The 14,586-nt window shown below is 66.9% G+C and carries 15 protein-coding genes; 1 reads left to right on the top strand and 14 read right to left on the bottom strand.

Translation table 11 applies throughout. The features are described 5' to 3' along the window. Nucleotides 1–26 precede the first annotated feature (26 nt). The 5 genes from ribBA to HALO32_RS06835 all read right to left on the bottom strand — a co-directional run bounded on the left by ribBA (nucleotide 27) and on the right by HALO32_RS06835 (nucleotide 4,872). Nucleotides 27–1,190: a bifunctional 3,4-dihydroxy-2-butanone-4-phosphate synthase/GTP cyclohydrolase II gene (gene ribBA / locus HALO32_RS06855; protein WP_151443015.1), complete on the bottom strand. Its 1,164-nt coding sequence runs from the start codon at nucleotides 1,188–1,190 to the stop codon at nucleotides 27–29. A gap of 221 nt (nucleotides 1,191–1,411) precedes the next feature. Further along, nucleotides 1,412–2,575: a bifunctional diaminohydroxyphosphoribosylaminopyrimidine deaminase/5-amino-6-(5-phosphoribosylamino)uracil reductase RibD gene (gene ribD / locus HALO32_RS06850; protein ID WP_151443014.1), complete on the bottom strand. Its 1,164-nt coding sequence runs from the start codon at nucleotides 2,573–2,575 to the stop codon at nucleotides 1,412–1,414. Further along, nucleotides 2,575–3,060 carry a transcriptional regulator NrdR gene (gene nrdR / locus HALO32_RS06845; protein ID WP_151443013.1) on the bottom strand — a complete coding sequence of 162 codons (486 nt, stop codon included), beginning with the start codon at nucleotides 3,058–3,060 and terminating at the stop codon, nucleotides 2,575–2,577. The genes ribD and nrdR overlap by 1 nt, the downstream gene beginning before the upstream one ends. A 326-nt stretch (nucleotides 3,061–3,386) precedes the next feature. Further along, complete coding sequence (locus tag HALO32_RS06840) at nucleotides 3,387–3,851, bottom strand: copper chaperone PCu(A)C (protein ID WP_151443012.1); 465 nt, start codon at nucleotides 3,849–3,851, stop codon at nucleotides 3,387–3,389. Between the two features lie 58 nt (nucleotides 3,852–3,909). Continuing rightward, a complete protein-coding gene (locus HALO32_RS06835; protein ID WP_151443011.1) occupies nucleotides 3,910–4,872 on the bottom strand; it encodes an Rpn family recombination-promoting nuclease/putative transposase in 963 nt (320 codons plus the stop codon). A 263-nt stretch (nucleotides 4,873–5,135) separates the two neighbouring features. On the opposite strand from HALO32_RS06835, the gene dsbG reads away from it, so the two are divergent. Next, a complete protein-coding gene (gene dsbG / locus HALO32_RS06830; protein WP_151443010.1) occupies nucleotides 5,136–5,906 on the top strand; it encodes a thiol:disulfide interchange protein DsbG in 771 nt (256 codons plus the stop codon). Between the two features lie 66 nt (nucleotides 5,907–5,972). Here the strand turns inward: dsbG and HALO32_RS06825 are convergent, their stop codons facing one another. The 9 genes from HALO32_RS06825 to HALO32_RS06785 all read right to left on the bottom strand — a co-directional run bounded on the left by HALO32_RS06825 (nucleotide 5,973) and on the right by HALO32_RS06785 (nucleotide 14,568). Next, the gene (locus HALO32_RS06825) at nucleotides 5,973–7,001 is read right to left on the bottom strand and encodes a c-type cytochrome (protein ID WP_151443009.1); all 1,029 of its coding nucleotides are present in this window, start codon (nucleotides 6,999–7,001) and stop codon (nucleotides 5,973–5,975) included. Nucleotides 7,002–7,013: 12 nt separating this feature from the next. Continuing rightward, nucleotides 7,014–7,670 (bottom strand): c-type cytochrome, encoded by a 657-nt coding sequence (locus HALO32_RS06820; RefSeq protein WP_151443008.1) that lies wholly within the window; start codon nucleotides 7,668–7,670, stop codon nucleotides 7,014–7,016. Nucleotides 7,671–7,753: 83 nt separating this feature from the next. Next, entirely contained in the window at nucleotides 7,754–8,182 is a 429-nt protein-coding gene (locus HALO32_RS06815) for a DUF6691 family protein (RefSeq protein ID WP_151443007.1), read from the bottom strand. Then, a complete protein-coding gene (locus HALO32_RS06810) occupies nucleotides 8,179–8,640 on the bottom strand; it encodes a YeeE/YedE family protein (protein ID WP_151443146.1) in 462 nt (153 codons plus the stop codon). The genes HALO32_RS06815 and HALO32_RS06810 overlap by 4 nt, the downstream gene beginning before the upstream one ends. A gap of 66 nt (nucleotides 8,641–8,706) precedes the next feature. Beyond that, nucleotides 8,707–10,470, bottom strand: a complete 1,764-nt coding sequence (locus HALO32_RS06805) for a SulP family inorganic anion transporter (protein ID WP_151443006.1) — start codon at nucleotides 10,468–10,470, stop codon at nucleotides 8,707–8,709. A 3-nt stretch (nucleotides 10,471–10,473) separates the two neighbouring features. Next, complete coding sequence (locus HALO32_RS06800) at nucleotides 10,474–10,908, bottom strand: TIGR01244 family sulfur transferase (protein WP_151443005.1); 435 nt, start codon at nucleotides 10,906–10,908, stop codon at nucleotides 10,474–10,476. Nucleotides 10,909–10,934: 26 nt separating this feature from the next. Then, nucleotides 10,935–11,801, bottom strand: coding sequence for an MBL fold metallo-hydrolase (locus tag HALO32_RS06795; protein ID WP_151443004.1), 867 nt, complete (start codon nucleotides 11,799–11,801; stop codon nucleotides 10,935–10,937). Between the two features lie 169 nt (nucleotides 11,802–11,970). Then, nucleotides 11,971–12,879, bottom strand: coding sequence for an MBL fold metallo-hydrolase (locus HALO32_RS06790; RefSeq protein WP_151443003.1), 909 nt, complete (start codon nucleotides 12,877–12,879; stop codon nucleotides 11,971–11,973). A gap of 279 nt (nucleotides 12,880–13,158) precedes the next feature. Continuing rightward, nucleotides 13,159–14,568, bottom strand: coding sequence for an MBL fold metallo-hydrolase RNA specificity domain-containing protein (locus HALO32_RS06785; protein WP_151443002.1), 1,410 nt, complete (start codon nucleotides 14,566–14,568; stop codon nucleotides 13,159–13,161). Nucleotides 14,569–14,586: the final 18 nt, after the last annotated feature.

Raw genomic sequence — 14,586 nt, 5'->3', positions numbered from 1 at the left:
ATGTCGTGATGTAAGAGGCTGTAACGCTAGTCGTCGTCCGACTCACTGGACGCCAGCTCGCCGGGTTCCAGGCGCTCCACCACCTCGAGGTCGAAGCCGGAGAGCGCCGAAAACTTCCAGGGTGAACTCAACAGGCGCATCCTGCCCACCCCCAGATGGCGCAGGATCTGCGAGCCGGTGCCGATGGTCAGATAGTTGCCCGCGCCGTCGGAGTCGCTGGTGCGCGGCGACCGACGACGCTCCAGGAACACCTCGAGCAGATCGTGAAGATCCTGGTGAGGACGCCCGTCGTCGAGCAGCACGAAGACGCCGTGCTCGGCCCGCGCCACCTCGGCGAGGGCCTGCTGGGCGGTCCAGCTCGGCTTGTCGCCCTTCTGCAGGGCGAGCAGATCACGCATCACGTTGGCCAAGTGCACGCGTACCGTGGTCAGGGCCTCGGGATGCGGATGGCCCTTGACCAGCGCCAGGTGATGAGCCCCCTGGATGCTGTCGCGGAAGACGTGCAGGCTGAGCTCGCCGAAGGCGGTCTCGACCGGCGTCGACTCCACCGGCTGCACGGTCTGTTCATTGTGGATCCGATAGTGGATGAGGTCAGCAATGGTGCCCATCTTCAGGCCATGCTCAACGGCGAATCGCTCGAGCTCCGCCCGCCGCGCCATGCTGCCATCCTCGTTCATGACCTCGCAGATCACGCCGCTCGGGTCGAGGCCGGCCAGGGCGGAGAGATCGCAGGCCGCTTCGGTATGACCGGCGCGACGCAGCACGCCACCGGGCTCGGCCATCAGCGGGAAGATGTGGCCGGGCTGGACGATGTCGGCGGCCACCGCATCGCGGGCGACCGCGGCGCGCACGGTGCGGGCCCGATCGGCGGCGGAGATGCCGGTGGTCACCCCCTCGGCGGCCTCGATCGACAGGGTGAACTTGGTCGCGAAGCCGGAACCGTTGTCGCGAACCATCAGCGGCAGGCGGAGTCGTTCACAGCGCTCGCGGGTCATCGGCAGGCAGATCAGACCTCGGGCGTGACGCGCCATGAAGTTGATGTGCTCGGCCTCGACCTTCTCGGCGGCCATGATGAGGTCACCCTCGTTCTCGCGATCCTCGTCATCCATCAGGATCACCATCTTGCCCTGACGGATGTCCTCGACCAGTTCTTCGATGGGGGCCAGGCCCCCGGATGAGGCGTGCACCATGGAGTCTCCATTGATTCAGCGTGGTGGCTGTCGTCCTACGCCGACGTGGAAGTCGCCGTCAGGCGTCGCCACCCCGAAACCGCGACAGGGTACCGTGGCGCGTCGTCGGGCGCCAGTAAAGAGCCACCGTGGCGCGGACACCATCGCGAACTAAAATCGGAGCGCCGAACCGTTGCTCCCACAAGACTACCGTGGCGCTTCAGATATTGTGGGAGCGCAATTTATTGCGCGATGGCCGATGACGAGGGGGCTCGGGGCCTTACCGGCCGGGCGGTGATGCGCCAGTCATCCCCCACGGCCCGGATGTCGAGGATCTCCAGCCCCTTCTGCTGGGCCATCAGACTCAGGCCCGGTAGTTCGAAGAGCGGACGCGCCTCGCCGCCGAGCAGGGTCGGCGCCACGAACAGCTGCATCTCATCGATCAGGCCGGCCTCGAGCATGGCACCGGCCAGCGTCGCGCCGGTCTCCAGCAACACCTCGTTGGCCTGCTCCGTCTCAGCCAGATGGCGCAACAGGGCGTCGAGATCCACGCGGCCATCGGGGCCCGCAGGTATCGTCACCACCTCGGCGCCGGCAGCCTCGAGCCGCTCGCGTCGCTCGGGGTCGTGGTCGTCCAGGGTGGCCACCAGGGTGCGGCCGGGTTCGCGCAGGCAGGCCGCGGCCAGGGGCAAGCGCAGCCGGGAGTCCACCACCACCCGCAGCGGCTGGCGAGCGGCGAGCGCCTCGCCTTCGGGCAGTTCGAGCTGCTCGGGGCGCACGGTGAGTCGGGCATTGTCGAAGATGATCGACTCGACCCCGGTGAGGATGGCGCTGGAACGGGCACGCAGGCGCTGCACCTCGCGGCGGGCCTGGGGCCCGGTAATCCATTGGGACTCGCCGGAGCGCATGGCGGTGCGGCCATCGAGGCTCATGGCCATCTTCAGGCGCACGAAGGGGCGGCCATGGGACATGCGCATCACGAAACCGGGATTGAGCGACAGCGCCTCCTCCTCGAGCATCCCCACCGCCACTTCGATGCCAGCCTCGCGCAATCGGGCGATGCCTCGACCCGCCACCCGGGGGTTGGGGTCCTGCATGGCCACGACCACCCGCGTCACGCCGGCCTCGACCAGCGCCAGGTCACAGGGGCCGGTGCGCCCGTAATGGGAACAGGGCTCCAGGGTCACGTAGGCGGTGGCACCGCGGGCCTGCTGCCCCGCCGCCCGCAGCGCGTGGATCTCGGCATGGGGCTCGCCGGTCCGCTGGTGCCAACCCTCACCGACCACCCGATCATCCCTGACCAGCACACAACCCACTCGCGGATTAGGGTCGGTGGTATAACGCCCGCGATGCGCGAGCATCAGGGCACGCGCCATCCAGGCCTCGGGGACGCTGTGCTCCGCCATCAGGACGCCCCGGAAGGATCCGAAGCAAAGCCGGGCTCCTGGGCCAGGCGGTCGATTTCGGCGCGGAACTCATCGATATCCTGAAAGCTGCGATAGACCGAGGCAAAGCGGATGTAGGCCACCTGGTCGAGGCGTTTGAGGGCCTGCATGACCTCCTCGCCGATATCCCGGGCATGAATCTCACGCTCGCCCCGCGCTCGCAGGTTCTGGCGAATGCGCTCCACGGCCGCCTCGATGGACTCGGCGCTGACCGGCCGCTTCTCCAGAGCCCGCAGCATGCCGGCGCGCAGCTTGGTCTCGTCGAACACTTCCCGGGTGCCATCGGACTTGATCACGCGCGGCATCACCAGCTCGGCGGTCTCGTAGGTGGTGAAGCGCTCGCCGCAGGCCGCGCACTGACGCCGCCGCCGCACCTGGTCGCCCTCTACCACCAGGCGAGAGTCGGTCACGCGCGTGTCATTGGCGCCACAGAAGGGGCAATGCATAGGGATAACCCGAGGTCGATGAAAAGGGATATCCAGGCATTGTAACGGTTAGCAGGGAAGGCGCCCAGCGGCTGCCGGCAGATAGCAGCATTGCTCGGGGCTGATCCGTCGGCAGGCCTTCAAGGAGGCGCTGTAAACCCTTCCCTGGGCGCTACCGACGCCCTGCTGCGCTCTCGCGTCCCGCTCCGCTTGCAGGACCGGTGCTGGCCATCCGTGGCCAGCCCGTTCGGAGCAGTGCTCCTCACCCCTGGCGTAGGACCTCCTCTCCGACCTGCCCCCGGCGCCCCTCGCTTCGAGTAACTGCAATTGCTCTACTGGCAGGCTCGCTACTGCCCCATGTGCTGGCCATCACCCTGCATCTCCATCGGCTGTACCCGCCTGACCGGCGCTTCGACACTCAGGGTCTCGCCGTTGTCGAGGGTCAGGGTGAGCGCGACGCTCTCGCCCTCGACCGGGGGCCTGGCCAGTTCGAAGAGCATCAGGTGCCAGCCGCCCGGGGCCAACCGCACGGTCTCGCCAGCGGGGAGCGGAATCTCCTCGACCTGGCGCATCTGCATCACGCCCTCGACCATCACGTGATTGTGGAGCTCCAGGGTGCCAGCCAGCGGCGAGGCTCCCCCGACCAGCGCCAGGTCCGTCTCGCCCGGATTGGTCAGATCCATGAAGGCGGCCGTGGTGGGCGACCCCGGCGGCACCGCCCGCACCCGGGCATCCTCGACGGTGAGGGACTGGGCCAGCGCCGTGGCGCTGAACAGCGAGAAGAGGGCCAGCGGCAAGGCGGCGATACGCATGGCGGTCGACTCCAGAGGGGAACGGGGAACGGGGAACGAGCCGAGCTTACCGCTGGGGTCAGTGCTTGAACAGCTCGTCTAGGGAATTGGCGGTCAGGATGTCAGACGACCAGTCTTCCAACTGCTCGGGCGTCGCTTGCTCCAATCGCTGCTCGGCCCACTCGGGCAACTCACCGAACTTGAGGCCAATCTGCTTGCTCAGAATCCGCAGCGCCTCTTCCTGACGCCCTTCCAGACGCTCCTTCTTCACAAGATTCTCTAAATTTTCTGCCAGCATGTCTTTATCCTCCACGAGGCTTTCGAGCTGATCCAGGTTGACCTCAGCCCCGAGCCACTGCAAGTGCCGCTTGAGCCAGCGGGTAATGATCCGGTCGGTGCGCGCCTTGTGGGGATCGGCCTGGATGATCGCCACCACTCGGTCCACGGCTTGCTGCAAGGCGGCCCAGCTCTCACCGGCGTTCTCGACGCTGAACACCCCGCTCAGCGGCGTCTGGCGCAGGCCCAACTGCTCATCAGTATAGCGCCCCTCGTCGATCAGGTAGTAGCGCAGGTGCGGCTGGTAGACCCGCAGGAAGCCCGGCGGTTCCGGTTGCACCATGGCGTAGATGTCCTGCTGTGCCGTCCAGGGTGCCGAGCCGTTGTAGAGCACGATGGGCAGGATCGGCGGCAAGCCTTGGCCGGGGGTGGTGACCTTCTGCTTGAGCAGTTCGCTGTAGAAACAGGCGACGTAGTGCATCAGCCGCAGCGGCATGGTGCGGTCTATCGCCGACTGGAACTCCAGCAGGATGTACAGATATACCTCCTGCTTCACCCCTTCCCAGGTCACTTCGACCGACCACACCACATCTTCGATCTTCTCCTCGAACATCGGCGTGATGTAGTGGCCGCTGTGCTGCTTGAGCGTGGAGAAATCCATCAGCCCGGCGATCTCGCTCGGCGCAAAGCCCTCGATCAGCTGCTGAACGAACTCCGGGTGGCTGAACAGCTCCTTGTAGCCTGTATCGTGGTGGTTGCTGGCCATGTGGCGCCCCTGGCGATAGGTGACCGACAGGATACCACCCCGTCCTCGCCCCGGTCCGCCCCACTCCCTGCCTCTCTTCGTTAAGTTATCCTGCTTACCCTGCATCGCAACGGACAGGGAGCGGGATGCGACATTGCGTCTCGACGGTAGCCAAGGCGATTGATGCCGGGTGAATGACCAGGTGGCAGCAGGGGAACTTGTGGGGCCATGACGGGTCACCACGCCACCCCTTAACGACATGCCCTCTTGAACAGGACACCGCGATGCGCCCCTTTCCCCTCTCCCTGACCCTGACGGCCGGCCTGGTCGCGCTCTCGCTCACTGCGACACTCGCCGCCGACGAGCACTGGCCGGCGCCGGTCCAGGCCCTGGTGGACCAGGGCCTGGAGGTTCACGGCGAGTTCGCGGCCCCGGGCGGCCTCAGCGGCTATGCCGCCAGCCATCGGGGCCGCGAGATGGCCGTCTACCTCACGCCGGACGGCGAGCATGCTCTGGTCGGTACCCTGCTCGATGCCGATGGCAATGACCTCTCCGCCGCGCCCCTGGACGAGCACGTGCGCAGCGGCCAGGAGGCCGAGGTATGGCAGCAGCTCGAGGAGAGCCACTGGATACAGGATGGCGACTCCGAGGCAGAGCGCGTGATCTACACCTTCACCGACCCCAACTGCCCCTACTGCGCCCGCTTCCACGACCAGAGCCGCCCCTGGGTCGAAGACGGCGAGGTGCAGCTGCGCCATATCATGGTCGGCATCCTGCGCAGCGACAGCCCGGCCAAGGCGGCCGCCCTGCTCGGCGCCGAGGACCCCGCCGCCGCGCTGCAGGCGCACCAGGACAGTGACGAGGGCATCGAGGGTTCCGCCCAACCCCGCGAGATCGAGGAGCAGGTCTACGCCAACAACCAGCTCTTCGAGATGCTGGGGCTGATGGCCACGCCTACCAGCTACTACCGCAACGACGAGGGCCGCCTGGAAAAGGTCGAGGGGGCACCGAGCGAGGAGCGGCTCGAGGACATGATGGGCTCCCCGGGCCCCTGAGGCCACGCAAGCGGGCCCCCCGGCCATCGGCCGGGGGGCCCGCTTGTCTCCATGTGAAGCCTTTTGTCAGTCCTCCAGGTCCTCGAAGCGCGTCTGGCCGACGTTCCAGGGCACGATATCACCCTTCTCACCCCAGTTGGCGTGGTCGGCGAGGCGGTGGCCATCGTGCTCGCGCACCTGGCCATAGCTGGAGTTCTTGTGGAAGGTGGGCCCGAACTTTTCCCGGGTTTCCTCCACGTCGCCGGTGTAGCGCGGGTCCTGCGGGCGCTCCTGGCGGGTCATGTAGTAGGCGATGTCCCAGGCCTCCTGGTCGGAGAGCGACAGCGGCTGGCCCAGCGGCATGTTGTTCTTGATGAACCCGGCCGCGGTATGCGTGCGCACGATGCCGGCACCCCAGTTGTTGGAGCCATCGCCCCAGGGGGCGGGGAAGACGTACTCGCCATCCTCGTAGAGGCCTGAGCCGTCCTCGCTGTGACAGATCGCGCAGTTATCGAGATAGCCCTGCTCGCCACGTGCATAGCTCAGCTCCTCGGGCCGCTCAGGGGCCGGGAAGCCGCGGCCGTAGATCGGCTGATCCGGATACATGGGCGCCCCCGTGGCCAGCCACTGGTGGTAGGCGGAGAGGGCCAGCATGTCGTCACTGCCGTACTCGGGCGGGGTGCCGTTCATGGAGTAGGCGAAGCAGCCGGCGATGCGCTCCTCCAGGTTGTTGACGTGCTGATTCTTGCCCCGGAAGTTCGGCAGCGTGACCGCCGCCGGCCAGATCGGTGCGCTGAACGGCTGGCGGCCCTCGCCCAGGTGGCAGCTGGAGCAGTTCATGTCGTTGAAGACGTTCTCGCCGCGCAGCTGCTGGGTATCGGTAAAGAGGTCGTAGCCACGGCGGATGACCTTCTTCAGCTCGGGATGCAGGTCGGCCTCCTCGAGATCCGCCATGGTCGGCGGCACATGCACCAGTTCGCCCTCCTGGGGGGCGGGATAGCCCATCTCCACGAGGGTCTCGTACTCCGCCCAGGCGGCCATGCTCATGCCGGCGGCCAGAGTCGCACCGGCCAGGGCCAGGGTTGTTCTGCCCAGGATGTTTGTGTGACGTTTCATGATCTGCTCCCCTTATTCGGACACCACGGACTGATTGGCCAGCCAGGCCGAGACGGCACGGACATCTTCGTCACTCATGCGCGCGGCGATGGCGCCCATCAGGTTCTGCGGATCATTGCTGCGCTCCCCTTCCTGCCAGGCATGCAGCTGAGCCTCGATGTAGCCGGCGTGCTGACTGGCGATGCCGGGAAAGGTGCTGCCGGCACCCGCGTTACCCGGGCCATGGCAGCTCTTGCAGGAGACGATGTACGCGTCCCAGTCCCCGCGCAGGGCCAGCTGTTCGCCACGCGCCAGCAGCGCCTCCTCGGCCTCCTCGCCCCCCTGGGCCTCGGTCACCGGCATCTGGCTGTAGTAGGCCGCCACGTCGGCGATCTGCTGATCATCGAGCATGTTGGCAAACGGCATCATGGAGGCATTCTGGCGGCGGCCCGCCTTGAAGTCGTGCAACTGCTTGGCGATGTAGCCGGCATCCAGGCCGGCCAGTCGGGGCCAGGACTCGCCCCCCGGGGCATTCATCCCGCTGCCATCGGCCTGGTGGCAGGCCACGCAGGTGCCGGCCGCCGCCTGGCCGCGCTCTGCGTCACCCTCCTGCTGGGCCTGGGCCTGCCCGCCGGCCAGACCCAGGCCCAGCAGCAGGCCGAGCCCACTCGCGATCCTCATGGTGATCATGTTGGTTCCCCCTCATCGTTATCGTTGATCCCTTGCGGGGTTGTTTCCAGGTGCCGTGCGTTCCGGCCACCTCGAACTCGGTGTCAGTGGCTGGCAGGAATCGCTCGGGCCAGGAACCAGCCGGCCACCATGGCGATCAGCATGGCCAGAAGGGGCACGGTGAGCCCGGCGATGGAGGCGAAGGCCGGCCCCGGGCAGTAGCCGGAGAGCCCCCAGCCGATGCCGAACAACGCGGCGCCGCCGATCAGTCGGGCGTCCAGGTCCTGTCGGGTCGGCAGCTGGAAGGCGTTGCCGAAGAGCGGGGCCTTGCGGCGCAGTACCAGCCGGTAGCCGATGAAATTGGTGACTACCGCCCCCCCCAGCACGAACATCAGGGTGGGGTCCCAGGCACCGAAGAGGTCGAGGAAGCCGAGCACTCGCGCCGGGTCGGTCATGCCGGAGATGGCCAGGCCGAGGCCAAAGATCAGGCCGGCGATATAGCCCGCCAGGGTCTTGAGGTGAGAGGCCTTCATGCGCCACCTCCGATCATGTGCCGCACCACGAAGACGGTAATGATCGCCGCCACCAGGAAGGTGATCGTCGCCACCAGGGAGCGTGGCGACAGCCGCGCCAGGCCGCAGACCCCGTGGCCGCTGGTACAACCGCTGCCGATTCCCGTACCCAGGCCCACCAGCAGGCCGGCCACCAGCATCAGCGCCACGCCACCGGCAGGCTCGCCAACCACCTCGCCAGGCGCGCCAGCGACGTTGCCCAGGCCGCCGCCGAGCAGCATCAGCACGAGGGGGCCGCTGATCAGACCGAGCAGGAAGGTAAGACGCCAGGCGCTGTCGCCCTTGGGTCGAAGGGTAATCAGGTTGCCGAGTATGCCGCTGATGCCGGCAATGCGGCCCAGCGTGGCCATCAGCCAGGTGGCAGACAGGCCGATCAGGATGCCGCCGGCCAGGCCCTGCAGGGATGAACTCCAGTCCACTGTTTCTCTCTCCATTGGGGACATCCCGGGGGATGCGGTGTTGTCGATTCGTCGAGGGGTGAGGCGCTAGCGCGGCGCCGTCATCTGCAGCTCGGCACAGCGCAGTGACAGGGTGCCGTCGCTCTCGCCGCGCAGCTCCCGCCAGGCATCATAGGTACTGAGGAACACCTGCCCGGTGAGCTCGCGGCAGAATTCGGTGTTCTGCAGCCGATCCATCACCGGCCCCTTGACCTCGGCCAGGTGCAGGGTGACGCCGGAGTCCTTCAGGCGCCCATTGATGGCCTCGAGGCTCTCCAGCGCCGAGGCATCGATGAGATTCACCGCCTGGCAGGCCAGCACGATATGCTCGAGCGTCGGTTCGCGGGCCGCCAGCTCCATCACGGTATCCTCAAGGTAGCGCGCGTTGGCGAAGTAGAGGCTCTCGTCGACCCGCAGGATCGTCAGGCGGTCGTCGGTCTCCACGTCGTGACGCCGCACGTTGCGGAAGTGCTCGCTGCCCGGCACCCGCCCCACCACGGCACTATGGGGCCGGCTGGTGCGATAGAGGTGCAGCGCCAGGGAAAGTCCCACCCCCACGGTAATCCCGCTTTCCACGCCAACGCCCAGGGTGACCAGAATGGTCGCCAGCATCGCCGCGAAGTCGCTGCGCGAGTAGTCCCAGGTGCGCCTGATGGCTGGTAAGTCGACCAGCGAGAGCACCGCCACGATGATGGTGGCCGCCAGCGTGGCGATGGGCAGGTAAGCGATCAGCGGCGTAAGCAGCAGCGCCGCCCCGGCGATCCCTACCGCGGTGAAGGCTCCGGCCGCCGGCGTCTCGGCCCCGGCGTCGAAATTCACGACGGAACGGGCGAAGCCGCCGGTGACGGGCATCCCGCCGGTGAAGGAGGCAGCGATGTTGGAGGCGCCCAGGCCCACCAGCTCCTGGTCGGGATCGATGCGCTGGCGGCGCTTGGCCGCCAGGGTCTGGCCCACCGACACCGATTCCACGAAGCCGACGATGCTGATCAGCAGCGCCGCCAGGAACAGCTGGCTCCACAGGCCGCTGTCGAAGCCGGGCAGGGTCAAGGGTGGCAAGCCTGACGGCACGCTGCCTACCACGGCTACACCGCGCGCGTCGAGGCCCAGCCCCCAGGTGGCCAGGGTGGTGACCGCCACCGCGAGAATCGGCGCGGCCTTGGTCAGCATGTCCGCCGGCCGGACCGGCACGCCCAGGCGGAGCAGCCCCGGCTTGAGCCAGCGCCGTGCGGCATAGAGGAAGACCAGCACAGAGGCGCCGATCATCAGGGTCGGGCCGTTCACCCCGCCGAGGCCCCGGGCCAGACCGGCCAGCAGTTCCAGCAGGTTGTGGCCGCTGGCCTCCACGCCCAGCACATGCTTGAACTGGCTGGCGGCGATGATCAGCCCCGAGGCGGTGATGAAGCCCGAGATCACCGGGTGGCTCAGGAAATTGGTCAGGAAGCCCAGCCTCGCCACGCCCATCAGGGTCAGCATCAGCCCGGACATCAGCGCCAGCACCAGGGCGGCACCGAGGTATTCCGGCGAGCCCTGGGGAGCGATCTGCCCTACCGCCGCCGCCGTCATCAGCGACACCACCGCCACCGGCCCCACCGCCAGGGTGCGGCTGGTACCGAATACCGCGTAGACCACCAGCGGCGCGATGCTGGCGTAAAGGCCCACCTCCGGCGGCAGCCCGGCCAGCATGGCGTAGGCCAGCGACTGCGGAATCAGCATGACGGTCACGATCACCGCCGCCAGCAGGTCGCTTCCCAGGGTGGCGCGGCCATAGCCGGGTAGCCACTGCAGGATGGGCAGATAGCGCTGGGGGTTCATCGCTCAGCTCTGCCCGGCGGCGGCTTCCAGCATCGGGCGGCGCGCTTCCAGGTCATGCCCCGCGGCTCGGGCCGCTTCCAGCAGCGCCGGGATGTTGCAGTTCCCTTCTTGGCTGCGGGCATGGGCCCAGAGATGCACGGCCCGCTTGCCGGTCTTGCAGAAGGCCAGAATCGGCGTGGGTAGCCCGTCGAGGGCCTGGCCGAAGGCCTCGATGTCGGCCTCCGAGTACTCGCCGGGAGTGACCGGGATACAGCGCCACTCGAGGCCGAGCTCGGTGGCTCGGGCCTTCAGGGCACGGTCGTCGGGGTGATCCTCGGCTTCACCGGGCTGGCGATTGCAGATCACCGAGCGAAAGCCGCGGCGGGCGACCTCGTCGAGATCGGCAGGCGTCACCGCATCGGTGACGGCAAAGCCGGGTTCGAGTTCATGAATCTGCATGGACGTTCTCCTGAAAAACTGGGGTCTCAAAACGTGTTGATCGGCACCTTGAGGTAGACCTGGCCGTTGTCCTCGGCCGGCGGCATGTGCCCGGCGCGCATGTTGACCTGCACGGAGGGCAGAATCAGACGCGGCATGCCCAGGGTCGCATCGCGTTCGGAACGCATCTTGACGAACGCTTCTTCGCTGATGCCCTCGTGCACATGCACGTTCTGCTGGCGCTGCTCGGCCACGCTGGTCTCGTGCTGGTAGGCCTCGCGCTCCGGCGCCTTGTAGTCATGGCACAGGAAGAGGCGGGTCTCGTCCGGCAGGGCCAGCACCTTCTGGATGGAGCGGAAAAGCGTGCGGGCGTCACCGCCGGGGAAGTCGCAGCGGGCGGTGCCGTAGTCGGGCATGAAGAGGGTATCGCCGACGAAGGCGGCGTCGCCGATCACGTAGGTGAGGCAGGCCGGCGTGTGGCCCGGCGTGTGCAGTACCCGCCCCTCCAGGTGGCCGATGGTGAAGGTGTCGCCCTCCTCGAAGAGGCGGTCGAACTGGCTGCCGTCGCGGGCGAACTCGGTACCGGCATTGAAGGCCTTGCCGAAGACGTCCTGCACCACGGTGATCTTGGCGCCGATGCCGGTCTTTCCGCCCAGCGTCTCGTGCAGATAGGGGGCGGCGGAGAGGTGGTCGGCGTGGACGTGGGTCTCGAGCACCCACTCTACCTCGAGGCCATTAGCGCGCACGAAATCGATGATCGCGTCGGCGGAGCGCACATCGGTGCGTCCGGCGGCGTAGTCGAAATCGAGCACCGAATCGAGGATCGCGCAGGCGCGGCTCGAGGGATCCTGCACCACATAGCTGAAGGTATTGGTCGGCTCGTCGAAGAAGTGGGTAACCACTGGCTGTGACATGGGGAACTACCTCCATTGAGTGTCGCTGGCCGGGAGATGGCGTCAGTATAGCGCCTTTCAAGTTCTAAGGTTAGAATATTTTATAATATAAGACCTGCAAGGCATGCCGCTTCCCGACATCAGCGGCCACGCCCGATACGCCGGTGGCGCACCGGGCAATAGCCGGCCACTACTCCCGGGAGGCGCCTTCCAGGGCGTCCAGCGGAATTTTCAGGTAGCGCTTGCCGTTGGCCTCGGGCTCCGGCAGGCGGCCGCCCTGAATGTTCACCTGCAGGGAGTGCAGGATCAGCTTGGGCATCGGCAGCTCGCTGTCTCGCTCGTTGCGCATCGCCACATAGTCGTCCTCGGAAACATCGACCAGATGCTTGTTGGTCTCGCGCTGCTCGCGCACCGTGCTTTCCCATTCCGGCTCCCGGCCATCGGGCATATAGTCGTGGCCGGTGAACAGCCGGGTCTCGTCGGGCAGCGCCAGGATGGACTGGATGGAGTTCCACAGCTGATGGGCGTCACCACCGGGGAAGTCGGCCCGGGCGGAGCCGAAGTCGGGCTGAAAGAGGGTGTCATGGACGAAGGCCGCATCGCCGATCACATAGGTGATCGAAGCCAGGGTATGACCCGGCGAGAACATCACCCGTGCCTCGAGCTCACCGATGCGGAAGGTATCGCCCTCCGCGAACAGGCGGTCCCACTGGGAACCCTCCGCGGGGAAGTCAGGCCAGTGATAGAGCCCTTTCCAGAGTTCCTGGACCTCCACGACCTTCTCGCCGATGGCGGTGGGCGCGCCGGTCTTCTCTTTCAGATACTGCGCCGCGGAGAAGTGATCGGCATGGGGGTGGGTATCGAGAATCCACTGCACCTCGAGCCCTTGCGCCTGCACATAGGCGAGCAGCTCGTCGGCGTGGTGCGTGGCCGTGGCGCCGGACGTCTCGTCGAAGTCGTGGACCGGGTCGATGATGGCGCACTTGCGGCTCACCGGATCACTGACCACGTACTGCACGCTGAAGGTGTTCGGGTCGAAGAAGCCTGCCACATCGGGCGTGCCGGCCCCGGTGTTCTGCGAGAGGGCGAAGGTCTTCATGGCGTCATCTCCTGTTGGCGCCCGGATTTGGCCAGGCGACGATTACTTAATATGTAATAAGCTTAGCATATTTAGCTCTATATAGCGATAAAGGCCCTACATCGAGACGATAGCCGGCGCACAGCGCGGAACCGGGTCGTGAAAGGCGGAAGCGCAAGGCGTCCGCGACTCGAACGTCGCGGTTGCCGCAAGGAAGGGTTACCAGCCGGGGCCGGCCCGGCTGCCTGGTCGGACGGGCGTTGACGCCCGATACGCGACAGCGCATCGGGCGGAGGCCACTCAGAGCTCGATACGGTCACCGTAGGCGGGAATCTCGGCCTCGATATCGCTCTCGGCGAGGGCCGTCTGAAGGGCCTGCTGGGCACCGGGCTCGCCATGCACCAGATAGAAGCGTGGCCGGTTACGGAAGGCTCCGGCCCAGCCCAGCAACTGGGTCTGACCGGCGTGGGCGGAGAAGCCGCCGATGGTGTGGACCTTGGCCTTGACCGCCAGGTCCCGGCCCATCACGTGGATACGCTCGGCGCCATCGACGATCTGGCGCCCCACCGTGCCCGCGGCCTGGAAGCCGACGATCACCAGCCGAGTGTCCGGCTTCTCCAGGTTGTAGCGGAAGTGGTGAATGATGCGCCCGCCGTTACACATCCCGGCCCCGGCGATGATGATCGCCCCGCCGTGGATGCGGTTGATGGCCATGGACTCCTCCACCGTGCGGGTCATGCGCAGAATCGGAAGGTACCGGCGGGTGTCGCCGCTGGCGGCCAGGTTGAGCACCTTGAGATCCTCGGCATCCAGCGACTTGCGGGCGCGGTAATAGAGTTCGGTGACCTTGATCGCCATGGGGCTGTCGAGGAACACCATCTGCTGGCGCAGCCGCCCCTCGTGGTAGAGCACGCTGAGATGGTAGAGGATCTCCTGGGTGCGCCCCACGGCGAAGGCGGGAATCAGCACGTTGCCGCCGTCGGCATGCGCGTCTTCCAGCACCTGGGCGAACTCCTCGAGGGTTTCGTCGAGGGGCCGATGGTCACGGTCGCCGTAGGTGCTCTCCATCAGCACCAGGTCGGCGTCAAAGAGCTTCTCGGGGTCCTTCATCAACACCGAGCCGGGGTTGCCCAGGTCGCCGGAGAACACCAGCCGCTTCTCCTGCCCGCCGGAGGGAATGGTCAGCTCGACGATGGCCGACCCCAGGATATGCCCGGCATCGCGGAACACCAGGGTCACGCCACCGGGGAGCCTGGCCGGCTGACCGTAGGGGTGGGTCTCGCAGAGCGTCAGTGTCTGCTCCACGTCCGAGAGATCATAGAGCGGTTCGACCAGCGGCTTGCCGTTCCGGCGGCGCCACTTGTTCTCCCACTCCACGTCCTTGGCCATGATGAAGGCGGCGTCCTGGAGCATGATCTCCAGCAGGTCGCGGGTGCCGCGGGTACAGTGAATGGGCCCGCGATAGCCCTCGCGCACCAGCTTGGGCAGCAGCCCCGAATGGTCGAGATGGCCATGGGAGAGCACCACCGCCTCGAGTTCCCGGGGCAGCTTTCCGAAGGAGCGAGCGTTGGCCGCGTCGGCATCGCTGCCGCCCTGGTGCAGGCCGCACTCCAGCAGCAGCCTGTGTGAGCGGCCATTGCCGTCCACCTCGATGAGGTAGCGCGAGCCGGTAACTTCCTTCACCGCGCCCTGGAAGGTGAGTGTCGACATTGGCGTATGCTCCCGTCT

The organism is Halomonas lysinitropha (assembly GCF_902500215.1).
GTDB lineage: Bacteria > Pseudomonadota > Gammaproteobacteria > Pseudomonadales > Halomonadaceae > Halomonas > Halomonas lysinitropha.
Note: the sequence above shows the minus strand (reverse complement) of the source record. Positions and strands in the feature narration are given on the sequence as shown.